This is a genomic window from Pseudomonas sp. XWY-1 (assembly GCF_002953115.1).
Taxonomy (GTDB): Bacteria; Pseudomonadota; Gammaproteobacteria; order Pseudomonadales; family Pseudomonadaceae; genus Aquipseudomonas; species Aquipseudomonas alloputida.
Genome location: NZ_CP026332.1, coordinates 3225543 through 3248741, shown reverse-complemented (window position 1 = coordinate 3248741; position 23199 = coordinate 3225543). Strand labels below are relative to the sequence as shown.

Genomic DNA, 23199 nt, shown 5'->3' with positions numbered 1-23199 from the left:
GCTCAGATTATGACGGCATTGCGGCGTGAACGTTCGGCTCGAGATGGGTGTTGGTTTCTTCGCGGGCTTGCCCGCTCCCACAGGCTGCCATACCGCTGAAGATTTGCGCTGCACCTGTGGGAGCGGGCGCGCCCGCGAAGAGGCCGGGCCTGCAAAGGCAGGATCAGCGCCGGGCCGACAACTGCTGCGGTGCCAGAAACGCATCATGGAAGTAATTGCGCACCGCCTGCATCGCCGGGCTGAATGCCCGTTCCCGGTGCCAGGCCAACCCCACGCTCATCGGCGTGACCGGGTCGCTGATGGTCACCGTCTCGATGCGCTTGCCCTCCAGCGACCACGGCCGGTGCACCAGGTCCGACAGGATCGCCACACCGCTGCCATTGGCGACCATGCTGCGCACGGCCTCCACCGAGCTGGTCCGCACCCTTACGCTTGGCCTTTGCCCGGCCTGCTCCCAGTAGCGCATGGCACTTTGCTCGGCCTCATCCACGGTCAAAAGGATGAACGGCTCACAGGCCACCTCGGCCAGGCTCACGGCCGATCGCTCGCACAGTGGGTGATGCCCGGGCAGCCACAGCCGGCGCTCGGAGTTGAACAGGGTTTCCGAGACGATGTCGGGGTGAGTGAGGTTGGCGGTGAGCACCACCGCCATGTCGAAACGCCCCTCCAGCAGGCCTTGCTCGATGGCGCTGCGCTCCTGCTCGTAAAGCTCCAGGGTCACGCCCGGATGCCAGTGCTCCAGGCGCTGCAAGTGGTGTGGCAGGAAGTAGCCGATCACCGTGTAACTCGCCGCCAGGCGCAACAGGCCACTGGCACGCACGTCCGGTAGCGGGCTGTTCAACGCATCGTCGACACTGCGCAGGATGACGTAGGCACGGTTCAAGAAGTGGCGGCCGGCTTCGGTCAGGCTCATGCCTTGGGCCGAGCGCTGGAACAACAGCACGCCGAGCATCGCTTCCAGCTCCTTGATGGCCGTGGTGACTGCCGACTGGGAGATGTTCAGGTGGATCGCCGCTTGGGAGATCTGGCCGATTTCAGCGGTGGCAACGAAGTAGCGGACCTGGCGCAGGGTGAGTGACACGGTAGGCTCCCGGGGTATCTGTTTTTCAGAAGGTACCCCATCTGTTTATAGATCTTCCCAAGGGGGTGCGGAGAATCTAACGTGGCTTGCATGCAGTCACAAGTGCCAGGAGACGCGGTCATGCAAGCAGTGGATTTCAACTCGGACATGGGTGAGGGCTTTGGCCCGTGGACTATTGGCGACGGCGTCGATCACGAACTGATGGGCTACATCAGCAGCGCCAACATCGCCACCGGTTTCCATGCCGGTGACCCCGGCACTATGCGCCGCACCGTCGAGCGCGCCAAGGCACTGGGCGTTGCTGTGGGGGCACACCCGGGGTTCCGTGACCTGGTCGGCTTTGGCCGCCGGCATATCAATGCCTCGGCGCAGGAACTGGTGGACGACATGCTCTATCAATTGGGCGCGCTGCGTGAAATCGCCCGTGCCCAGGGCGTGCGTCTGCAGCACATCAAACCGCACGGGGCGTTGTACATGCACCTGGCGCGTGACGAAGAAGCCGCGCGCTTGCTGGTGGAAAACCTGCGGGTGATCGAGCCGGAACTGCTGCTGTTCTGCATGCCAGGTTCGGTGATCTGCCGCATTGCCCAGGAAATGGGGCAGCCGGTGATTCGCGAGTTCTATGCCGACCGCGAGTACGACCTGAGCGGGTCGATCGTGTTTACCCGCAATGTGCGTGGCTACGAGCCCCAAGCCGTCGCCGAGCGGGTGCTGCGTGCTTGCCGGCAAGGCGTGGTGCGCACGGTCGAAGGCCAGGACCTGGCGATCGAATTCGATTCCATTTGCCTGCACAGTGACACCCCGGGCGCGCTGGACCTGGTCGAGGCCACGCGCAGGGCACTGGATGCGGCCGGCATCGTGGTGCGGGCACCGCGCTGAACCCGTCAGGCATCCGGCAAACCGACACGCCGGAGCCCGTGCATCTTGTTTTCGCCTGCCTTTCTATAAAGATTCCAAGAAAAGGAACTGTCATGGCCGAACCGCTTGCTACAACCCCGATCCGTTACAGCTTCGGCGCCGACGAGCACCTGTTTGCCGAAGTCAGCGAAAGCATGTCGCTGGAGGCCTTTTTCAAGGGTATGGCCGTCACCCGTGCGGTGGAGCGCATGGCCCTGGATGGCGTGCTTGATGTGTGCCTGGCCAATGCGTCGTTCCAGGTCCGCTTCGACCCGGACCGTATCGCCCCCGAGGCACTGCTCGAAGCCGTGCGCGGCGCCGAAGCGCAGGCGGTGGCCGAGCGTTCGTTGCAGACGCGGATCATCGAGATCCCGGTGCTGTACAACGACCCCTGGACCCATGAAACCCTGATGCGCTTTCGGGATCGCCACCAGGACCCGACCAGCACTGACCTGGAGTACGCCGCGCGCATCAACGGCCTGGCCGATGTCGAGGCATTCATCGCTGCCCACAGCGGCGCGCCATGGTTCGTGTCGATGGTCGGCTTTGTCGCCGGCCTGCCGTTCATGTTCCAGATGGTCGAGCGCGAGCGGCAGCTGCAGGTGCCCAAGTACCTGCGCCCCCGTACCGACACGCCCAAGCTCACCCTGGGCCATGGCGGCTGCTTTGGTTGCATCTACTCGGTGCGCGGGGCGGGGGGCTACCAGATGTTCGGCGTCACCCCGGCACCGATCTACGACCCGCAGCAGACCTTGAATTACCTGAAAGAGCACATGGTGTTCTTCCGCCCGGGTGACATCGTGCAGTTCAAGCCTATCGACCGCCGCACCTACGACCAGGCGGTGGCGGAAGTGGAGGATGGCTGCTTCGACCTGCGCATTCGCCCGGTGGCGTTTTCCCTGGACGCCTTCCTCGCCGACCCGGTCGGCTACCCCAAATCGTTGCAGGAGGTGCTGGCATGATCAAGGTACTCAAACCGGGGCTGGCCACTTCTGTACAGGACCTGGGCCGCGAAGGTTACTACCACCTGGGTATCCCACCGTCCGGCGCACTCGACCAGTACGCCTTGAGCGCAGCCAATCACCTGGTGGGCAACCCGGCCGGCGCTGCGGGCCTGGAGTGTGCGCTGGTGGGGCCGGAGCTGGAGTTCCAGCAGGACGCACTGGTCGCTGTGTGCGGTGCGCAGATGCCAGCGTTGCTCGATGGTCGCGAGCAGCGCCCGGACACTGCGTTTGCCGTGCGGGCCGGGCAAGTGTTGCGTTTCGGCTTTCCAACAGCGGGCGCCCGGGCCTACCTGGCAGTGGCCGGAGGCATCGATGTGCCCGAGGTACTGGGTAGCCGGTCCACCTACGCGCTGGGCGCGTTGGGTGGCTTTCATGGGCGCAAACTGATGGCGGGCGACCTGCTGCCGGTCGGCGTGCCCAGCGGCAAGACCCGTGCCGGTGCAAGTTTGCCCATGGCCCTGCGTCAGGCCCTGGGGGGCGAGGTGGTGTTGCGGGTGGTGCCTGGGCTGTACTTCCACCGCCTGACCGAAGCTGCAGCGCAACGTTTCTTCACCGACGCCTGGACCGTTGGCTCCGAAGCGGACCGTATCGGTTATCGCTACAAAGGCGGCAGCGCCTTGAGTTTCCAACCGCGCGAGCAGCCGTTCGGTGCGGGGTCGGACCCGTCCAATATCGTCGACAGCTGCTACCCGATCGGATCGATCCAGGTGCCGGCAGGGTTGGAACCGATCATCCTGCATCGCGATGCAGTGTCGGGGGGCGGCTACGCCATGATCGGCACGGTGATCAGTGCCGACCTCGACCTGATCGGGCAGATGCAGCCCAACCAGCAGGCGCGGTTCCTGCCGGTGAGCCTGGAGCAGGCACTGGAGGCGCGGCGTTCGTACAAGAAGAAGCTGGCCTGCCTGGCCAGGCTCTTCAGTTGAGCATGATGTTTTCGCTGTAGCTGCGGCCTTGTGTCTCGACGGGGCCGCAACAGGCTCCGCGGCTACACCGAGCGCGCAGGCTTACTGATGGTCTTGCCGGTTTGCGAGGCCACCTCAAGGGCTTGGCCGTCCCGCTGTTTGCCTTGGCGCGCCAGGCCTTCAAGCTGCGGTATCAGCATGCCTTCCGGCAAATGCCGCCAGAACCGCCCTGGCATGTGCAGGCGCAAGGCATCCGGGTTGAGGCGGGCCGGGTTGAAGGTATGGCGGTAGTAGGTGCGCCAGAGTTCGGCGCCGGGGTCTTCGGCGTTGCGGGCCCACTGGCGCCAGGGCTCGGGGCACTTTCGCTGGTACTCGAACGTCTGGCCGTCGAAGCATATGCCATCCTGTGGCGTGGCAATCAACCAGCGCAAACGCCCCAGGCGGTCGGCAAAATGCGCGCTGGCACTGTGCAGAATGTCGTGTGCCGGCTCGTGATAGGCCACCAGATCCAGCTGCAAGTGCTCAGCCAGTTCCTCAGGCAACGGCACGAAGCGTACAAACGCGTGCAAGTGATGCGCCTCGCGGGTTACCTGCTTGATGCGCCGTTGCAGCTCACTGCCCAGCCGGTCACCGGCCAGCATTGCCGTGCGGTCGCCATGGGCGACGCGCCACAGCACTTCATACAGCAGGTTCCAGCGCTGTTCGCCACGGTAGCGAGAGGCCTGCTCCAACTGGCTCAGCAGTGCGGCCGGGACTTTGGCCCGGAAAGGGCCCGGCCCGTCAGGCGGCGCTGCCGGCACGGCCAGCAGGTCCGCCATCGGGCCTTGCGACCAGGTGACTTCCGACGGGTCGATGCCATGGCTCAACAATACGCGGGCCTGCTCGCGCCAGGTGGCGAACAGGTCGTCGCAGTCGAGTGCGATCACCCCCATAACCCCATCTGCACGGGCGCTGGCGGCTCACTCAAGCGCGCGCGCAGCAAGCCGCTGCGCAGCTCGGCCTGGGCGGGGCGGTAGTCGCTGGTGACGATGAACGGCCGTGCCTTGTCCAGCACGCAGCGCAGCTGGATCAGGTCGTCATAACGGATGCGCCGCTCCCGGCGCAGGGCGACCAGGCGCTGTACGCTGCGCAGGCCGATGCCGGGGATACGCGCCAGTAGCGCAGGTTCCGCGCGGTTCACGTCCAGCGGGAACACGTCGCGGTTGGCCAGCGCCCAGGCTAGCTTGGGGTCGATGTCCAGTGCCAGGTTACCGCTGTGGCCCAGCAGCTCGCCAGCCTTGTAGCCATAGCCACGCAGCAGGAAGTCGGCTTGATACAGGCGGTGTTCGCGCAGCAGCGGTGGTGCGGCGAGGGGCACGCTGCCGGGGCTGTCGGGGATCGGGCTGAAGGCAGAGTAGTACACGCGCTTGAGGCCGTAGCCCTGGTACAGCGACTCGGCATTGCGCAGCAAGGTACTGTCGTCGGTGCTGTCGGCGCCGACGATGACTTGGGTGCTCTGCCCGGCCGGGGTAAAGCGCGGCGCCCTGGGCTCGTTGGCCACGGCCTGCTGGCCCTGATGAATCACGCCCATGGCCTGGCGAATGGTGTGCCCTTGCTTTTCCGGCGCCAGGCGCTTGAGGCTGGCGTCGGTGGGCAGTTCGATGTTGACACTGAGGCGGTCGGCCAGGCGCCCGGCCTCTTCGATCAGCAGCGGGTCGGCATCGGGGATGGCCTTGAGGTGGATGTAGCCGCGGAAGCTGTGTTCTTCGCGCAACAGCCGGGCCACACGGATCAGCTGCTCCATGGTGTAGTCCGCCGAGCGGATGATGCCAGAGCTGAGGAACAGGCCGCTGATGCAATTGCGCCGGTAGAAGTCCAGGGTCAGGCGCACCACTTCCTCGGGGCTGAAACGTGCGCGCGGCACGTTGCTGGAGCGGCGGTTGACGCAGTACTGGCAGTCATACAGGCAGAAGTTGGTCAGCAGTACCTTGAGCAGTGATACGCAGCGGCCGTCGGGGGTGTAGCTGTGACAGATACCCATGCCATTGGTAGCGCCCAGGCCGTCAGCGCCGCGCGAATTGCGCTTGGGCGCACCACTGCTGGCGCAGGAGGCGTCGTACTTGGCTGCGTCGGCAAGGATGCCGAGTTTGGCGATGAGTTGCATGGTGGCTGACCTGCGATACTGAGTATTCATACAGTATTTTGAGATGTGGCCGATTGCAAGTGTTTGTGCGTCGTCATACCCGACTAAACGCGTCGGCTAAGCTTGTGGCTGAACCACGGACAGCAACGAGGCGCGGGAGAGGTTATGAAGATCACCATCAAGCCAAAACTGGCGATGGCCGGGCTGGCCTTGGCCATCGGCATGCTCAATGCCCAAGCGGCGGAAACCAGGAAGGTCGATGTGCTGCTGGTGGGCGGCGGCATCATGAGTTCTACCTTGGCCGTGTGGCTCAACGAGTTGGAGCCCGGCTGGTCGATGGAAATGGTCGAGCGTCTGGACAAGGTAGCCGAGGAGAGCTCCAACGGCTGGAACAACGCCGGCACCGGCCACTCGGCCCTGGCGGAGTTGAACTACACCCCGGAAAAAGACGGCAAGATCGACATCAGCAAGGCGGTTGAAATCAACGAGTCTTTCCAGGTAACGCGCCAGTTTCTCGCCTGGCAGGTCAAGCAGGGCGTGCTGAAAAACCCGCATTCGTTCATCAACACCACCCCGCACATGAGCTTTGTCTGGGGCGATGACAACATTCGTTTCCTTAAAAAACGCTACGAGGCCCTGCAAGCCAGCCCGTTGTTCAAGCCCATGCAGTACTCCGAAGACCACGAGCAGATCCGCAAATGGGTCCCGCTGATGATGGAAGGCCGCGATCCCAACCAGAAGCTGGCCGTGACCTGGACGCCGATCGGCACCGACGTCAACTTTGGCGAGATCACCCGGCAGTATGTGGGTTACCTGCAGACGCGGCCGAACTTCGATCTCAAGCTGTCGAGCGAAGTGCAGGACATCACCCGTAACGACGACGGTTCCTGGCACGTCGAGTACAAGAATCTGAAGAATGGCAGCAAGGCAGCCACCGATGCCCGGTTCCTGTTCATCGGCGCTGGCGGGGCGGCACTGCCGCTGCTGCAGAAGTCGGGTATCGACGAGGCCAAGGACTATGGCGGCTTCCCGGTCGGTGGCTCGTTCCTGGTCACTGACAACCCGGCTATCGCCCAGCGCCACATGGCCAAGGCCTATGGCATTGCCGCAACCGGTGCGCCGCCCATGTCGGTGCCGCACCTGGACACCCGGGTACTTGATGGCAAGCGCCTGATCCTGTTTGGGCCGTTCGCCACCTTCTCGACCAAGTTCCTCAAGCAGGGCTCATTGCTTGACCTGCTCGCCAGTACCAGCGTGCACAATGCCTGGCCGATGGTGCGGGTAGGAGTACGCGAGTTCGACCTGGTGCAGTACCTGATCGGGCAGGTGCTGCAATCGGACGATGACCGCTTCGAAGCGCTGCGCACCTACTTCCCCGAGGCGAAGAAAGAAGACTGGCGGCTGTGGCAGGCGGGCCAGCGGGTGCAAATCATCAAGAAAGACGAAGCGTTGGGCGGCGTGCTCAAGCTCGGTACCGAGGTGGTGACGTCCAGGGACGGCAGTATCGCCGGCTTGCTGGGGGCTTCTCCCGGTGCGTCGACCGCTGCGCCTATCATGCTCGATGTGTTGAACAAGGTGTTCAAGAACAAGGTGGCGTCGCCCGAGTGGCAGGCCAAGATCAAACAGATCATCCCGTCCTATGGCATCCGCCTGAACGACCACCCGGATCAGCTAGAGAAGGAGTGGGCATATACCAACGAGGTGCTGCAGCTTGAGCCGCCTGTCAGTCCGCAGCGCCCTGAGTCGATAAGGCCGGCTGACAGCCAGGGAGTGGCCAGCCGGTAATCATTGCAGTCAAGCTGGCGCAATCTTGCCACGTCCGATGCCGTAGTAAGTCAGCCCTGCCGAGGCCATGTGCTCGGGTTCGTACAGGTTGCGGCCATCGAACACCACCCGGTCGGCCAGCTGCTGCGGCACCTCGTCCAGGTTGAGCACACGGTAGTCCTGCCATTCGGTGACGATCACCAGGGCATCGGCGCCCCGCAACGCATCGTCCTTGCAGGGCACCAGTTGCAGGTCGGCACGCGGGCCGTAGTGGCGCCGGATTTCTTCCATGGCCTGAGGGTCGTGAGCCTGCACCCGCGCGCCCGCGGCCCACAGTGCTTCCAGCAGGACCCGGCTGGAAGCTTCGCGAATATCATTGGTATTGGGCTTGAACGACAACCCCCACAGGGCAAACACCTTGCCCCGCAGGCCGCCGGGGTAATGGCGCTGGATCTTGCTGAACAGCCGGCCCTTCTGCTGCTCGTTGACCGACTCTACTGCGCGCAGCAACTGCGTCTCGAAGCCTTCTGCCTCGGCACTGTGGCGCAGGGCTTGCAGGTCTTTGGGGAAGCACGAGCCGCCAAAACCGCAGCCGGCGTAGATGAAGTCATAACCGATGCGCGGGTCCGAGCCGATGCCACGGCGCACCATTTCGATATCGGCCCCCAGGTGCTCGGCCAGGTTGGCGATTTCGTTGATGAAGGAAATCTTGGTGGCCAGCATGCAATTGGCTGCGTACTTGGTCAGCTCGGCACTGCGCGCGTCCATGACCATGAACTTTTCGCGGTTGCGGTTGAACGGCAGGTAAAGCTCGCGTAGCAACTCCACTTCGGCCGCTTCTGCGCCACCGATGATGATGCGCTGGGGGCGCATGCAGTCGTCCACCGCAGACCCTTCCTTGAGAAACTCCGGGTTGCTGATCACCTGGAAGCGGCTGGTATCGGCCACGGCCTGGGCGATGCGTGCCTTGATGCGGTGTACCGTACCCACCGGCACGGTGGACTTGTTGACGATTACTTTGGGCCCGTCAGCGTGTTCGAGGATGCTGTCGACCACGGCGAAAACGTGCTTCAGGTCGGCGCTACCATCGGCTTGCGGCGGAGTACCGACGGCAATGAACTGCAACCGGGCATATTTGGCAGCCACTGCGGCATCCGTGGTGAAGCGCAGCCGACCGCAGGCGAGGTTCTTCTCCAGCAGCGGCGCAAGGCCGGGCTCGAAGATCGGGCAATGGCCTTCACTCAGGCTGGCCACCCGATCGGCATCGACATCCATGCACAACACCGAATGGCCTACCTGAGCCAGGCACACCGCCTGGGTCAGGCCGACATAGCCGGTTCCGAAAACCGTGACCTTCATTTGACAGCTCCTTGATAGGAAAGCTGAAAAAAAATGTCACATCGTTGTTTAGGAATTGTGACCTGAGGGAAATGATCGTGGGCCATATGGCCGTTATTCCGCGTCGCCCAGGCAGAGCATCTAAACTTACTGACAGCTCGCGGTAGCGTGTTGTACCGCGAACGAAAACCCTTGAACCGACCACCGCCTTCCCGGAGCGGACGTCCCTCGTTGGCGATGGCCTTCTTGCAGAGGAGGGCAGGTCATGGACGAGGCAAGGCTTCACGATTTCATGGGCAAGCTGGTGGGCGACATGGGCGCAGCGGCGACGCTGGCCAATGTCATTCTCGGCGATGAACTGGGGCTGTACCGGGCCATGGCCGACAGCCAGGCGGTCACCCCTGAGCAACTGGCGGAAAAGACCGGCTGCCACCCGCGGCTGGTGCGCGAATGGTTGAATGCCCAGGCGGCATCGGGCTACATGGTCCATGACAAGGGTAGTTTTGTGCTGCCTGAAGAACAGGCCATGGCCCTGGCGCTGGAGGACTCCCCGGCCTACATGGCCGGCGGCGCGGCGGTGGTGGCGGCGCTGTTCCATGACAAGGACAAGCTGGTAGCCGCCATGCGCGGCGATGGCGGGTTGGCCTGGGGTGATCACCACCCGTGCATGTTCAGCGGTACCGAGCGGTTTTTCCGGCCGGGGTATCGCACCTTCCTGGTAGCGGATTGGCTGCCGGCACTGGAGGGTGTGGTGGCCAAGCTGCAGGCGGGCGCCAAGGTGGCGGACGTGGGCTGCGGTCATGGTGCCTCGACGCTGGTGATGGCGCAGGCGTTTCCGGCGTCGACCTTCGTGGGGTACGACTATCATCAGCCTTCGATCGTCACCGCCAACGCGCGTGCACGGGAAGCGGGGTTGGAGGGGCGGGTGAGCTTCCAGCAGGCCAGCGCCAAGGAGTACCCGGGGCATGACCATGACCTGGTGTGCTTCTTCGATTGCCTGCACGACATGGGTGACCCGGTCGGGGCAGCCCGGCATGCCTACCGTGCTTTGAAGGCTGATGGCACGGTCATGCTGGTTGAGCCGTATGCCGAGGACTCGCTGGAGGGTAACCTGACACCGGTCGGGCGCTTGTTCTATGCGGCGTCGACGTTTATTTGCACGCCCAATTCGTTGTCGCAGGAAGTGGGGCTGGGGTTGGGTGCGCAGGCCGGGGAGGCGCGATTGCGGGCGGTCTTCGAGGAGGCAGGGTTCAGCAGGTTCCGGCGGGCGACGCAGACGCCGTTCAACCTGATTCTGGAGGCCCGCAAGTAGAGCGTGATCCTGCACCGGCCTCTTCGCGGGCTCGCCCACACAGGTTAGGTGCTTGTTTCAGGCCTGTGAGCGCCTGGGCTGCCCGCGAAGTGGCTGGGCCTGGAAAGCAGAAGGGGCGCCATGTGGCGCCCCTTCTGTTTGTTGCTTAGGCTTCAGCGTCCCAAGGACGATCGCCTTTTTCATCTTTGACGCGGGTCGGCAGGCCCATCACGTCCAGCGCCTTGAGGAACGGCTCGGCTGGCAGCTCCTCGACGTTGACCATGCGCTTGGCATCCCACTCGCCACGGGCTACCAGCAGGGCGGCAGCCACTGGCGGTACGCCGGCGGTGTAGGAAATGCCCTGGCTGTCGGTCTCGGCGTAGGCTTCTTCGTGGTCGGCCACGTTGTAGATGAACACTTCGCGCGGCTGGCCATCCTTGGTGCCTTTGACCAGGTCGCCGATGCAGGTCTTGCCGGTGTAGCCAGGGGCCAGCGAGGCCGGGTCTGGCAGTACAGCCTTGACCACTTTCAGCGGTACCACTTCCAGGCCTTCGGCGGTTTTCACCGGTTGCTCGCTGAGCAGGCCCAGGTTTTTCAGAACCGTGAACACGTTGATGTAGTGCTCGCCGAAGCTCATCCAGAAGCGCACGTTCGGGACGTTGAGGTTCTTCGAAATCGAGTGAACTTCATCGTGGCCGGTCAGGTACAGGTTTTGCGAGCCTACCACTGGCAGGTCGTCGGTACGCTTGACCTCGAACATGGTGTTGCTGGTCCACTGGCTGTTCTGCCAGCTCCACACTTGTCCGGTGAACTCGCGGAAGTTGATTTCCGGGTCGAAGTTGGTGGCAAAGTACTTGCCATGTGAACCGGCATTGACGTCGAGAATATCGATCGAATCAATGCTGTCGAAATACTGTTGCTGCGCCAGCTTGGCGTAGCTGTTCACCACACCCGGGTCGAAACCGACGCCGAGAATGGCGGTAATGTTCTTTGCCTGGCACTCTTCGAGGTGTTTCCACTCGTAGTTGCCGTACCACGGTGGGGTCTCGCAGATCTTGCCCGGCTCTTCGTGGATGGCGGTGTCCAGATAGGCGACACCCGTATCGATGCAAGCACGCAGCACCGACATGTTGAGGAAGGCGGAACCCACATTGATCACGATCTGCGATTCGGTTTCGCGGATCAGCGCCTTGGTTGCCTCGACATCGAGGGCATTGAGCGAGAAGGCCTGGATGTCGGCGGGTACCTTGAGGCTACCCTTGGCCTTGACGCTGTCGATGATGGCCTGGCATTTGGAGATGTTCCGTGACGCGATGGCGATACGACCCAGTTCGTCGTTATGCTGCGCGCACTTGTGGGCCACCACCTTGGCGACACCTCCTGCACCAATGATAAGAACGTTCTTCTTCAATTTACCCTTTGCTCCTTACTTGAAAGCCGGTCTTACGACAGGCTGGAAACGTAGTCTTCGAAACCGAACTCGCGGACGACTTCGACGCTGCCGTCGAGCTGCTTGACCACGATGGAAGGCATCTTCAGCCCGTTGAACCAGTTTTTCTTGACCATGGTGTAACCCGCCGTGTCGATGAACGACAGGCGATCGCCAATGGCCAGCGGACGGTCGAATTGGTACTCGCCGAAGATGTCACCGGCCAGGCATGACTTGCCGCAGACCATGTAGGTATGCTCGCCGTCATTGGGGGCCATCTTGGCGTTGAGGCGGTAGATCAGCAGGTCGAGCAGGTGCGCTTCGATCGAGCTGTCGACCACGGCCAGGTGCTTGCCGTTGTACAGGGTATCGAGCACGGTCACTTCCAGCGAGGCGCTGTTGGTGATGGCGGCTTCGCCGGGCTCCAGGTATACCTGCACGCCGTATTTTTCCGAGAACGCCTTCAGGCGCGCGCAGAAGGCGTCTACTGCATAGTCTTCACCGGTGAAGTGAATGCCGCCACCAAGGCTGACCCACTCGACCTTGTGCAGCAGGTGGCCGAAACGCTCTTCGATGTGCGTGAGCATCTTGTCGAACAGGCCGAAGTCACCGTTTTCGCAGTTGTTGTGGAACATGAAACCGGAGATCTGTTCGATCACCTGTTCGATCTTCGCCGGGTCCCATTCGCCCAGGCGGCTGAACGGGCGGGCCGGGTCGGCCAGCAGGTAGTCGGAGCTGCTGACCTGCGGGTTGACGCGCAGACCACGCACCTTGCCTTCGGATTGTTCGGCAAAGCGTTGCAGCTGGCCGATCGAGTTGAAGATGATCTTGTCGCAGTTCTCAAGCATCTCCTCGACCTCGTCGTCGGCCCAGGCCACGCTATAGGCATGGGTTTCGCCGGCGAACTTCTGGCGGCCGAGCTTGAGCTCGAACAGGGAGGACGAGGTGGTTCCGTCCATGTACTGCTGCATCAGGTCGAACACCGACCAGGTGGCGAAGCACTTGAGGGCGAGCAGCGCCTTGGCACCGGAGTGTTCGCGCACGTAGGCGATCTTCTCCATGTTGCTGAGCAGCTTGGTTTTATCGATGAGGTAATACGGCGTCTTGATCATTTAAAGGCCCCCGGCCAGGCCGGCCAAAAAAAGGACACGCATTGTGCCTTCACTTGCCGCAGACCGAAAGGGCGGGATACGCATTTCGTCAGGGTTGACGCCATTGCGTGGGCTTTTCGGTTGCGGCGAGCCTAGTAGATCAGGTGGATGTGACTGTCGTAATCACCCCCGACAGATGGCAGCTTCAGTCTGCCTGCTGCAGCCAGGCCTTGATCTGCTCCAGTGTTGCGGTAGCGCCGCCACAGACCACCACCAGGACATTGCGCAAGGCGCCCAGTGCCTTGGCATCATAGGCCACTGCCAACGCCGCCCCGCACGCGGGCTCGACCAGCACACGGTGGTCCAGCAAGAACCGCTCACAGGCCTCCAGCGCTGCGCGATCGCTGACCAGATGGCTGTGCACCGGATGCTGCTGCACGCACATCAGCGCCTGATCAGCCACACGCTTGGCCCCCAGCGACGTCGCCACCGAGGCGATGCGCTCCAGTTCCACCGAATGCCCGGCCTGCATGGCCGCATGCAGCGACGCCGCGCCCTCGGTTTCTACTGCCAGCACCGGCACATCGCCCCAGCCATTGCGCTTGAGCCCCTCCACCACGCCACTGAGCAAGCCGCCCCCGCCGACTGACAATACCACCGCGTCCGGCTTCAGGCCGGCCTCGGCCACTTCATCCACCAGGCTGGCATGCCCGGCCCACAGCAGTGGGTCGTCGAACGGGTGGATGAAGGCATCGTTCGGGCCTACCAGTGTCTGTGCCAGGGCGTTGGCCTCTTGCCAGGAACTGCCGTGCACCACCACCTTGGCGTCTTCCAGGTGCAGCAGCTGCTTGGCCCGTTCGGTGGTGGTTTCGGGTACCACCACGGTCACCGGCACCCCCAGCTTGCGTCCGGCATAGGCGACTGCCAAACCGGCATTGCCACCTGACGAGGACACAAAGTGCCGGGCGCCACGCGCGTGGTGTACCTCGCAGGCGTGGCCTACACCGCGCAGTTTGAACGAACCGCAGGGTTGCAGGGCGTCGAGCTTGAGCCAGATATTACGACCGGCCGCCAACGACAGCGGGCGCGACTCGATCAGGGGGGTATGAATGTGCAAGGTCATTGGCTGGCTCCGCGTAGTTGCTCGAGGTAGTTGTAAATGGTGTAGCGCGTCACGCCGAGGGCGCTGGCAGCCTTCTCGACGCCGCCCTTGACGATGAACAGGCCGCGCTCCTGCATGACGCGCACGGCCTCGACCTTGGCCTGTTTGTTCATCCGCCCCTGGCCGCTGCGCTGCAGGGCGGCCTGGATGATCTCGCTCATCAGCAGCTCCATGTCGGCAGGTTCGTTGACCGCAGGTATGGCCCCCAGCGGCTGCAACTGCTGGAGAAAGCTCATGGCTGCATCCAGGCCGGTGACGTCGGTGTTGACGCACAGGCTGGCGAACGGGTGGCCGCTGCTGTCACGGAAGATAGCCGTGGCACTTCGTAGCGTGCGGCCTTTGAGCGTAGTGGGGTAATCGGGCAGCACCACCGGCTCACGGCCGTGCTGGTCGGCCGAGGCCTGCATCAGTGCCTTGAAGCCCTGGTCCTGCTCCGGTGCGGCGAGGATCGGGCTGCCTACGCTGCGGCCGGACAGATGACCGTTGACGATCGCCACCACCGAGTGTTCGGGGTGGTCAAGGTCGTGCAGGAGTATTTCCATGTTGCGCGCGGCAACGCTGCCCAGGGCCTGGATGGCGGCCTTGAGCACGGTGAGGGTGAGTTGGCGTTCTTCGCTGGGGGTGATAGGCATGGCAGATCGCAAAATCAACTGTTTGTGTATTTTTACACATATGGTTGAAATTCGCGATCTGCTTTTAGGGGCCCTGTAAGACTCAGCCGAGCGCCGGCGTGCGCGGCGGAATCATCCGGCGCGAGCCGGTGGCTTCGAACGCGGCAGCAAAACTCAGCAGCGCGTTGTCGCTATAGGCCTTCCCGGCAAAGGTCAGCCCCACCGGCATACCGATATCGGCCATCACGCCCATCGGCACGGTGACGGTCGGCACGCCCAGATGACGGATTGCCAGGTTGCCGTTGGCTACCCAGACACCGTTGCTCCAGGCGATGTCCGCCGATACCGGGTTGATATCGGCATCGGCCGGGCCAACGTCGGCTACGGTGGGGAACAGCACCGCGTCCAGGCCCAGCTTGTCCATCCAGTCTTCCAGGTCCAGCTTGCGGGTCTGCTCCAGGCCGCGCAGGCCGTCGGGCAGGGTCTCGATCTGGTCCCAGGTCTTCAGGCCACGTTTGGCCATGTTGACGTACTCGTCCATGCCGGCAGCCAGGTCATCTTCACGGTTGGGCAAGGTGCCCGGGTCGTGGGGGAAGATCTTCAGCCCGTCGACATCGGCCAGGCGGTTAAGCTTGGGGTCATCGTTGGCGCGCAGGAAGTCGTCAAAGGCCCAGCCCGACAGTTCCCACAGTTCGTCATGCAGGAATGCCTTGCTGACGATGCCGCGGTTGTACACGGTCGGCGCACCTGGGCGGTCGCCTTCGCAGTTGGACACCAGTGGGAAGTCCACTTCCAGTACTTCGGCACCCGCTGCTTCCAGGGCCTGGCGCGCTTGTTGCCACAGGTCGATCACCGTGGCGCGGGTGTTGATGCGTTGGCCGGTCGGCCCGCCGATGCCTGGCTTCTCGGAGGTGCCTGCTTCGGGATCGGCATTTATATACATGCGTGGTACGCCAAAGCGCTTGCCCTTGAGCGCGCTGGCATCTACCGCCAGTTCAAGGTACGACGCCGGACGTATCGTTGAAGCAGCCGGGATCGGCACCCATGGCTGCAGGCGCCACAGGTCGCCGCGCTTGTCGGCGTCATCGGCTACCACCACGTCGAGGATTTCCAGCAGGTCGGCCATGGTGCGGGCATAGGGCACCACCACGTCCATGGTCGGCGTCAGCGGCCAGTTGCCACGTACCGAAATCACCCCGCGCGACGGGGTGTAGGCGCACAGGCCGTTGTTGGACGCCGGGCCACGGCCGCTGGACCAGGTTTCTTCGGCCAGGCCAAAGGCGCTGAAGCTGGCGGCGGTGGCGGTACCGGCACCGTTGGACGAGCCCGAGGCGAAGGGCGCGGTCAGGTAGTCGGCGTTGTACGGGCTTTCGGCGCGGCCATAGACGCCGCGCTGCATGCCACCGTTAGCCATGGGCGGCATGTTGGTCTTGCCCAGGCACACGGCACCGGCGGCGCGCAGGCGCTCGATGGTGAAGGCGTCGCGCTGGGCGACCAGGTCCTTGAAGGCAGGGCTGCCGGAGGCGGCAGTCAAGCCTTTGACCAGGTAGCTGTCCTTGGCGGTGTAGGGGATGCCGTCCAGCGGGCTAAGCACCTGGCCCTTGGCGCGGCGGGCATCGGAGGCCTCGGCTTCTTTCAGCGCCTCCGGGTTGCGTACCACTACGGCGTTAAGGGCAGTGGCTGTGTCGGCGCCATCGTAGGCGTCGATGCGCGCCAGGTAGGCCTTGACCAGCTCGACCGCTGTCGTGCGGCCCGACTCGAGCGCGTCGCGCAGCTCGGCAATGGAAACCTCGGTTACCTCGATCATGCGTTCACCAAAAAATGTGCAGGTGGGGGCTAATGCGAGGAGTGTACAAGAAGGGCTTGGCCGACGCAGGTTTGCGCAGGGGCAAATGGTTTTATGCAGGGGGGCATTGTCGGGGGCATTCACAGGTATTGCCCGGCCCATTGTGGGGGCGGCCTTTCAGTCACCAAAGGGCCGCTCCCACACGGTTTGCGTCAACCTTCCAGGTCTGCGGCGCTATGGCGCTCCGGCACCTGGCTGTGTTCATCTCCCCAGGTACGGTTCACGCGTGTACCGCGCTGCACAGCAGGGCGCAGGGCGATGTCCTCGGCCCAGCGCTGTACGTTCGGGTACTCGTCAACCGCCAGGAACTGCGCGGCGTCATACAGGTTGCCGCGCACCAGCTGGCCATACCACGGCCACACGGCAATATCAGCGATACTGTATGCCTCGCCGCCCAGATAACGGCTTTCGGCCAAGCGGCGATCAAGTACGTCCAGTTGACGCTTGGCCTCCATGGTGAAGCGGTTGATGGCGTACTCGAACTTTTCCGGTGCATACACGTAGAAGTGGCCAAAACCACCGCCCAGGTAAGGCGCCGCACCCATCTGCCAGAACAACCAGTTCAGGCATTCGGTGCGCGCAGCCGGCGATTTTGGCAGCAAAGCACCGAACTTCTCTGCCAGGTACAGCAGGATCGAGCCTGATTCGAACACCCGCACCGGCGGCTCCACGCTGCGGTCGAGCAGGGCAGGGATCTTCGAGTTGGGGTTGACCTGGACGAAGCCGCTGGAAAACTGATCACCCTCGCCGATGCGGATCAGCCAGGCATCGTATTCGGCACCGGCGTGGCCCAGGGCAAGCAGCTCTTCAAGGGCAATGGTGACCTTGACGCCATTGGGCGTGGCCAGGGAATACAGCTGCAGCGGGTGCTTGCCCAGCGGCAGGTCCTTGTCGTGAGTCGGGCCGGCTACCGGGCGGTTGATGCTGGCGAACTGGCCGCCGGAGGCTGCGTCGTTGCGCCAGACTTTGGGTGGCACGTAGGCAGGCTTGCTCATGCATGAATCTCCTTCAAAGGCGCGAAAACGGTCACGTGAAAACGTTGACCTGCATCTATGCCATGGGTTCGACACAATGCGCAAATGCACAGGGTGCAGGCGCAGCTTGCATGACGGCGGTTTCATCCAGTTTTCATCCGGCACAACGCCGGCCGGTTTTATGCTGGGTTATCACTTCGTCTTGCAAGGAACCGCTGGCCGATGACCCTTGCACGCTGCGTGTTGGCGCTGGTCCTGCTCGGCGGCCTGCTGGCCCGCGCCGAGGCCGCGCCGTGGGTTGCCGGCCTGCACCTTATGACCTTGACCGACCCGGTCGATAGCCGCCCGATGCAAGCCCTGGCGTTCTACCCGGCCGTTGGCAAAACCCGTATCAGCCGTATAGACGGGTATCCCGTCGACGTGGCCGAAGAGGCGCCCGTGGCCATGGGCCGATTCCCGTTGCTGGTGCTGTCTCACGGCAATACGGGCAGCCCACTGGCCTTGCATTACCTAGCAACGTCGTTGGCGCGCCAAGGGTTCGTGGTGGTGGCGGTGGTGCACCCGGGGGACAACGTGCGCGACCACAGCCGCCTTGGCACCCTGAGCAATCTTTATGGGCGGCCGCTACAAGTCAGCGCGGCGATCACCGCAGCGCGCGGTGATGCAGTGGTCGGGCCTTATCTGAATGACGGCAAGGTGGGTGTGATCGGCTACTCGGCCGGCGGAGAAACCGCGTTGATCCTGTCTGGCGCACGCCCCGACCTGGAGCGTCTGCGTCAGTACTGCCTGGAGCGCCCGCATGACGCAGACGCCTGCAAGACCCACGGCATACTGATTGCCGACCGCAGCGAACTGGCGCCCGAGACCGACCCGCGAGTGGGGGCGGTCATGTTGATGGCGCCGCTGAGCCTGTTGTTCGGGCGCCATGCGCTGGCCGGGGTACAGGTTCCCGCACTGATCTACAGTGGCGACAGCGATCAGCTTGTCGCGGTAGACCGTAATGCCGAGGCCCTGGCCCGCAAACTGCCGGTCACACCGGACTACCGCCTGTTGGCGGGTGCCGGGCATTTCGTGTTCATGGCCCACTGCGATGCCGAGCAGTACGCGCGAATGCCGGCGCTGTGCAAGGACGCCGACGGCGTCGACCGCCGGCATATCCATCATTCGCTGCAGCGAGAAACGGCAGCGTTCTTCAGCCAGGCGCTGGGGGCGCCAGCGCCGGCTCAGCGTTCAGCTGCGACGGGCGCGCCGCGCCAGCCACAACGTTAGGCCGACCCCGGCTAGGGCGAGCAGGGCAGCCACGCAGAAGATCGAGGCATACCCCAGGTGTACCGCCACGGCGCCCATCACCGGGCCGGCAATGGCCAAGGCCATGTCGAAGAACACAGCATAGGCGCCCAGCCCTGCGCCGCGGCTGCTGCTGGGGACTTGCTTGATCGCTTCCACGCCCAATGCCGGGTAAACCAGCGACAGCCCGAAACCGGTCAGCCCGGCGCCAACCAGCGCCCAGGGCGGCGAGGGCGCCAGCCACAGAAGGCTCAGGCCAAGCACTTCGGTGGCCATGCAGGCGACCGCCACGTTGTAGCCACCAAAGCGGTTGACCGCGTTGACGAACAGCAGGCGCGAAATGATGAAGCACACGCCAAACGCACTCAGGCACCAGGCCGCGCCGGCCCAACCGCGCTCGAGGTAATACAAGGTGACGAAGGTGGTCAAGGTGCCGTAGCCGATCGAGGCCAGGGTCAAACCCAGGCCACACGGGGCAACCCGGCCGAACGCCGACCAGAAGGGCAGGCGCTCGCCGCGCACCACGACCATGTCGGGGCGCTTGCGAAGCACCAGCAGGGCAAGGGTTGCCAGCACCAGCAAAGCCGGCCCCAGCACGCTGAAGTCCAGCCCGTCCACGGCCAGCACGCCAACTGGCGCACCGATGGCGATCGCGCCATAGGAGGCGATGCCGTTCCACGAGATGACCCTGGCAGTGTGTTCGGGGCCGACCTGGCTGATACCCCAGCTCAAGGTGGCCACGCCGATCAGCCCTTGGGCGATGCCCAGCAGCAAACGGCCACCGAGTAGCAGTGTCAGGCTCAGCAGCGGTAAGGTGAGGGTCCAGGCTGACAGCAACGTCAACACCCCGCAACCGGCAATCCCCAGCAGGCCAAAGCGGATGGCCTGTTTCCCTCCCAAGGTGTCCGCCACCCTGCCTGCAAAAGGGCGGCTCAGCAGCGTGGCCAGGTACTGCAGGCCAATGGTTACACCGGCGATCACTGCGCCAAAGCCGAGCTGGTCGTGCACATAGCTGGGCAGTACCGCAATCGGCAGGCCGATGCAGAGGAAGGCAATGAAGGTATAGAAAACGATCGACAGGATCTGCAGGGTGATGTGCAGCGTGTTATTGGCGGGGGCAGGTTGTTGCGCGGTCATGGGCTCTTTCGCGGGCGGGCGGTTGGGCGTGGTCCCATCATGGCCGTTGCGCGAAGGAAAAGACAGCAGGCTAACGAATTATTCGTCGGGCCGTGCCGGTCGGTGGGATGGGGATGGACTCTTCGCGGGCTTGCCCGCTCCCACAGGGACCCCACAGGTATTGAACGCTTGTGGGGCCTTGGGAGAGCGGGCAAGCCCGCGAAGAGGCCCGGCCATCCGAGATGGCCAGGCCGTCCCATCAATCAGACCAGCACACCCTGGCTACGCAGGTAGTCGTCGTAGGTACCGCTGAAGTCCACCACACCATCGGCCGACAGCTCGATGATGCGCGTGGCCAGCGACGACACGAACTCGCGGTCGTGGCTGACGAACAGCAGGGTGCCCGGGTAGTTTTCCAGCGCCAGGTTCAGCGCTTCGATCGATTCCATGTCCAGGTGGTTGGTCGGCTCGTCCATCACCAGCACGTTCGGCTTCTGCAAAATCAGCTTGCCGAACAGCATGCGACCTTGTTCACCACCGGAAATCACCTTCACCGACTTGAGGATTTCGTCGTTGGAGAACAGCATGCGCCCCAGGGTGCCGCGGATAACCTGCTCACCAGAGGTCCACTGGCCCATCCAGTCGAACAGGCTCATGTCGTCTTCGAAGTCGTGGGCGTGGTCCTGGGCGTAGTAGCCCACTTCGGCGCTGTCGGTCCACTTCACCGAGCCCGCATCCGGGGTCATCTCGCCGACCAGGGTGCGCAGCAGGGTGGTCTTGCCAATACCGTTGGGGCCGATGATCGCAACGCGCTCGCCCGCTTCGACGGTGATGTCGAAGTTCTTGAACAGCACCTTGTCGTCGAAGGCTTTGGCCATTTTTTCGACGACCACGGCCTGGCGGTGCAGTTTTTTCGTCTGTTCGAAGCGAATGAACGGGCTGACGCGGCTGGACGGCTTGACCTCGGCCAGCTGGATCTTGTCGATCTGCTTGGCACGAGAAGTGGCCTGCTTGGCTTTGGAGGCGTTGGCCGAGAAGCGGCTGACGAAGGTCTGCAGCTCGGCGATCTGGGCTTTCTTCTTGGCGTTGTCCGACAGCAGCTGCTCACGCGACTGGGTGGCTGCGGTCATGTACTCGTCATAGTTGCCCGGGAACAGGCGCAGCTCACCGTAATCCAGGTCAGCCATGTGGGTGCAGACGCTGTTGAGGAAGTGCCGGTCGTGGGAAATGATGATCATGGTGCTGTTACGCGCCGTGAGGATCGTTTCCAGCCAGCGGATGGTGTTGATGTCCAGGTGGTTGGTCGGTTCGTCGAGCAGCAGCACGTCCGGGTCCGAGAACAGCGCCTGGGCCAGGAGGACACGCAGCTTCCAGCCCGGTGCCACTTCGCTCATCGGGCCGAAGTGCTGGTCCAGCGGAATACCCAGGCCCAGCAGCAGTTCACCGGCGCGGGACTCGGCGGTGTAGCCGTCCATTTCGGCGAATTCGGTTTCCAGCTCGGCGACGGCCATGCCGTCTTCTTCGGTCATTTCCGGCAGCGAGTAGATACGGTCACGCTCGGCTTTGACTTTCCACAGCTGGCCGTGGCCCATGATCACCGTGTCGATCACGGTGAATTCCTCGTAGGCGAACTGGTCCTGGCGCAGTTTGCCCAGGCGGGTGTTCGGCTCAAGCATGACCTGGCCTGCGGACGGCTCCAGGTCACCGCCGAGGATTTTCATGAAGGTCGACTTGCCGCAACCGTTGGCGCCGATCAGGCCGTAGCGGTTGCCGTTGTTGAATTTGACGGAAACGTTTTCGAACAGCGGCTTGGAGCCGAACTGCATGGTGATGTTAGCGGTAGAAATCAAGTGCTTGTCCTGCGGGGGTTCCAGAGGTGTATTTAGGCCCTGTCGTCAGTCTTGGGCCAATTTTGGGCCAATTCGACTCGGGGCGGCAGCTTCTCCAGCTCCCTCCAGTCCGAGGAGGAGCTGATCCATTTCGCGTAGGTAGAGAGCAACATCTCGACGCTGTGGCCAAGCTGGCTCGCGATGAACGCGGGGTTCATCCCAGGCATCAGGCATAGGGTGGCGTAGGTGTGGCGGGTGTCGTACTGACGGCGTTCACGGATGTTCAGCGCCTTCAGCGCCGATTTGAAGGGGCGGATTGTAACACTTGGCTCGTTGATCCACAGCCCACCTTTGCTAGGTTGGAACACGAAGGGGCTAGTCGGGTGGGCCGACTTGGACGCCATGCGACGAAGGGTAGCCATTCGCTGGGCCTGGTTGATGGCGTTCAATGCGCGCTCGTTTAACAGGACCACCCGATGATGCTTGGTTTTCGTCTGGTCAGGTTTTCGCTTTGGATTGATCGCGGTCGGTCGTGATTATCAGCTTTCGACCCTTATCGGCCTCTCGTGAAAGAGTGCCTCGCCCCTTCTATTGATAGCGTCGATTAGAAGCCATTGTTAAACAACGGAAGCAGTTGTATTCAAAACAACTAGTCTTGATGCTTGATAACAGCACTGCATCTGATAGGGAAGTTGACTGAGTTGGCAATAAAACATTCGTGGTGAGCATCGTCGTGCAGGCGTCTTGCAAGATCCAGATTTGACTGGCTGCTGATAATGACCTGAGGCCTTAACTCAGCGTCTTTGAAATGGCCCTTGCGCTGGCCATCCCCTTCAAGCATCCGGCCCACCGGGTAGTCGACATATTCCAAGACGTTCACGTTGTTGACTGCGCACAGATGAAGATACCAAAGCTTGTGGCAGGCCGAGATCGAGGCCAGCAACATGTCTTCAGGGTTCCAGCGTTCAGGGTTCCCGCGAAAGGCGGGGTCGGCAGAGCCAAGGATCGGTGCCTTGCCTGGAGCCTCCACGTTGAAGTCTCTCTGGTATGCCGTGTAACTGGCAGTGCCTTCACCCGTGTTACCTATCCAATTTACCGTGACAGCGTAATGGTGTTCTTTCATGGTCACTCCTGTGTCGAAAGATGGCCGGAAAATCTTGCCCATCGCTTGGGTGCTGTTATCTTGCTCTCGATTGAGGGCTCTCCACCAGCAACTAGTGTTTGCAGCGACGCATGAGCAATCCGAGCACATGCAATGATCCGAACTGCGAATAGTCCTGATTGCTGATTTTCTCGTGCTCTCTGTCGTGTCCTGGGCTTGAGGGTATCGAAACCCTATCTCAAGCTTGGGGCCTCAACACGCAAAATGGTGCTTCAGCTCAACGGAGCCTTCGCCGCCGCCTCGATCGCGTCGAGGTCCAACTCAATTGTTTCGGGCATGACGATTCCTTG

Annotated in this window: 20 protein-coding genes; 6 read left to right on the top strand and 14 right to left on the bottom strand. The window is 62.9% G+C overall.

Annotated features, from left to right (window positions below; translation table 11 throughout):
- Positions 1 to 163: 163 nt before the first annotated feature.
- Positions 164 to 1081 (bottom strand): LysR family transcriptional regulator, encoded by a 918-nt coding sequence (locus PRJ_RS15070; protein WP_010953821.1) that lies wholly within the window; start codon positions 1079 to 1081, stop codon positions 164 to 166.
- 120 nt (positions 1082 to 1201) lie between these two features.
- Between PRJ_RS15070 and PRJ_RS15065 the strand changes: the two genes are divergently transcribed.
- From PRJ_RS15065 to PRJ_RS15055, 3 genes are all read left to right on the top strand, one after another.
- The gene (locus PRJ_RS15065) at positions 1202 to 1960 is read left to right on the top strand and encodes a 5-oxoprolinase subunit PxpA (protein WP_104961831.1); all 759 of its coding nucleotides are present in this window, start codon (positions 1202 to 1204) and stop codon (positions 1958 to 1960) included.
- 92 nt (positions 1961 to 2052) lie between these two features.
- Positions 2053 to 2940 carry an allophanate hydrolase subunit 1 gene (locus tag PRJ_RS15060; RefSeq protein ID WP_049586156.1) on the top strand — a complete coding sequence of 296 codons (888 nt, stop codon included), beginning with the start codon at positions 2053 to 2055 and terminating at the stop codon, positions 2938 to 2940.
- On the top strand, positions 2937 to 3908 hold the full coding sequence (locus PRJ_RS15055) for a biotin-dependent carboxyltransferase family protein (RefSeq protein ID WP_014861077.1): 972 nt from the start codon (positions 2937 to 2939) through the stop codon (positions 3906 to 3908). Before PRJ_RS15060 ends, PRJ_RS15055 begins: the two co-directional genes overlap by 4 nt.
- A 62-nt stretch (positions 3909 to 3970) precedes the next feature.
- Here PRJ_RS15055 and PRJ_RS15050 read toward each other — a convergent pair whose 3' ends face one another.
- Positions 3971 to 4819, bottom strand: a complete 849-nt coding sequence (locus PRJ_RS15050; protein ID WP_104961830.1) for a TIGR03915 family putative DNA repair protein — start codon at positions 4817 to 4819, stop codon at positions 3971 to 3973.
- Complete coding sequence (locus PRJ_RS15045) at positions 4810 to 6030, bottom strand: putative DNA modification/repair radical SAM protein (RefSeq protein WP_020191325.1); 1221 nt, start codon at positions 6028 to 6030, stop codon at positions 4810 to 4812. Before PRJ_RS15045 ends, PRJ_RS15050 begins: the two co-directional genes overlap by 10 nt.
- A gap of 144 nt (positions 6031 to 6174) precedes the next feature.
- Between PRJ_RS15045 and mqo the strand changes: the two genes are divergently transcribed.
- The gene (mqo, locus tag PRJ_RS15040; RefSeq protein WP_019438544.1) at positions 6175 to 7794 is read left to right on the top strand and encodes a malate dehydrogenase (quinone); all 1620 of its coding nucleotides are present in this window, start codon (positions 6175 to 6177) and stop codon (positions 7792 to 7794) included.
- A 9-nt stretch (positions 7795 to 7803) separates the two neighbouring features.
- Here the strand turns inward: mqo and PRJ_RS15035 are convergent, their stop codons facing one another.
- Complete coding sequence (locus tag PRJ_RS15035) at positions 7804 to 9132, bottom strand: UDP-glucose/GDP-mannose dehydrogenase family protein (protein ID WP_104961829.1); 1329 nt, start codon at positions 9130 to 9132, stop codon at positions 7804 to 7806.
- Positions 9133 to 9376: 244 nt separating this feature from the next.
- Between PRJ_RS15035 and PRJ_RS15030 the strand changes: the two genes are divergently transcribed.
- A complete protein-coding gene (locus PRJ_RS15030) occupies positions 9377 to 10423 on the top strand; it encodes a class I SAM-dependent methyltransferase (RefSeq protein ID WP_020191327.1) in 1047 nt (348 codons plus the stop codon).
- A gap of 145 nt (positions 10424 to 10568) precedes the next feature.
- On the opposite strand, the gene PRJ_RS15025 is transcribed toward PRJ_RS15030, so the two are convergent.
- The 6 genes from PRJ_RS15025 to yghU form a co-directional block, all read right to left on the bottom strand.
- Entirely contained in the window at positions 10569 to 11813 is a 1245-nt protein-coding gene (locus PRJ_RS15025; protein ID WP_003248123.1) for a saccharopine dehydrogenase family protein, read from the bottom strand.
- A 32-nt stretch (positions 11814 to 11845) separates the two neighbouring features.
- On the bottom strand, positions 11846 to 12943 hold the full coding sequence (nspC, locus tag PRJ_RS15020) for a carboxynorspermidine decarboxylase (RefSeq protein WP_003248125.1): 1098 nt from the start codon (positions 12941 to 12943) through the stop codon (positions 11846 to 11848).
- Between the two features lie 184 nt (positions 12944 to 13127).
- Positions 13128 to 14045, bottom strand: coding sequence for a pyridoxal-phosphate dependent enzyme (locus PRJ_RS15015; RefSeq protein WP_104961828.1), 918 nt, complete (start codon positions 14043 to 14045; stop codon positions 13128 to 13130).
- Positions 14042 to 14716 carry a transcriptional regulator gene (locus tag PRJ_RS15010; RefSeq protein ID WP_104961827.1) on the bottom strand — a complete coding sequence of 225 codons (675 nt, stop codon included), beginning with the start codon at positions 14714 to 14716 and terminating at the stop codon, positions 14042 to 14044. The genes PRJ_RS15015 and PRJ_RS15010 overlap by 4 nt, the downstream gene beginning before the upstream one ends.
- An 82-nt stretch (positions 14717 to 14798) precedes the next feature.
- The gene (locus PRJ_RS15005; RefSeq protein WP_104961826.1) at positions 14799 to 16502 is read right to left on the bottom strand and encodes an amidase; all 1704 of its coding nucleotides are present in this window, start codon (positions 16500 to 16502) and stop codon (positions 14799 to 14801) included.
- Positions 16503 to 16693: 191 nt separating this feature from the next.
- Positions 16694 to 17536 (bottom strand): glutathione-dependent disulfide-bond oxidoreductase, encoded by an 843-nt coding sequence (gene yghU / locus PRJ_RS15000; protein WP_104887530.1) that lies wholly within the window; start codon positions 17534 to 17536, stop codon positions 16694 to 16696.
- Between the two features lie 201 nt (positions 17537 to 17737).
- Between yghU and PRJ_RS14995 the strand changes: the two genes are divergently transcribed.
- The gene (locus tag PRJ_RS14995; protein WP_064490685.1) at positions 17738 to 18784 is read left to right on the top strand and encodes a dienelactone hydrolase; all 1047 of its coding nucleotides are present in this window, start codon (positions 17738 to 17740) and stop codon (positions 18782 to 18784) included.
- Here the strand turns inward: PRJ_RS14995 and PRJ_RS14990 are convergent.
- From PRJ_RS14990 to PRJ_RS14975, 4 genes are all read right to left on the bottom strand, one after another.
- Positions 18746 to 19939, bottom strand: a complete 1194-nt coding sequence (locus PRJ_RS14990; RefSeq protein ID WP_104961825.1) for an MFS transporter — start codon at positions 19937 to 19939, stop codon at positions 18746 to 18748. The genes PRJ_RS14995 and PRJ_RS14990 overlap by 39 nt on opposite strands.
- A gap of 242 nt (positions 19940 to 20181) precedes the next feature.
- On the bottom strand, positions 20182 to 21768 hold the full coding sequence (locus tag PRJ_RS14985; protein ID WP_003248141.1) for an ABC-F family ATPase: 1587 nt from the start codon (positions 21766 to 21768) through the stop codon (positions 20182 to 20184).
- A gap of 32 nt (positions 21769 to 21800) precedes the next feature.
- Entirely contained in the window at positions 21801 to 22220 is a 420-nt protein-coding gene (locus PRJ_RS14980) for an integrase (RefSeq protein ID WP_158682565.1), read from the bottom strand.
- 176 nt (positions 22221 to 22396) lie between these two features.
- A complete protein-coding gene (locus PRJ_RS14975) occupies positions 22397 to 22870 on the bottom strand; it encodes an OsmC family protein (protein WP_017147656.1) in 474 nt (157 codons plus the stop codon).
- Positions 22871 to 23199 lie beyond the last annotated feature (329 nt).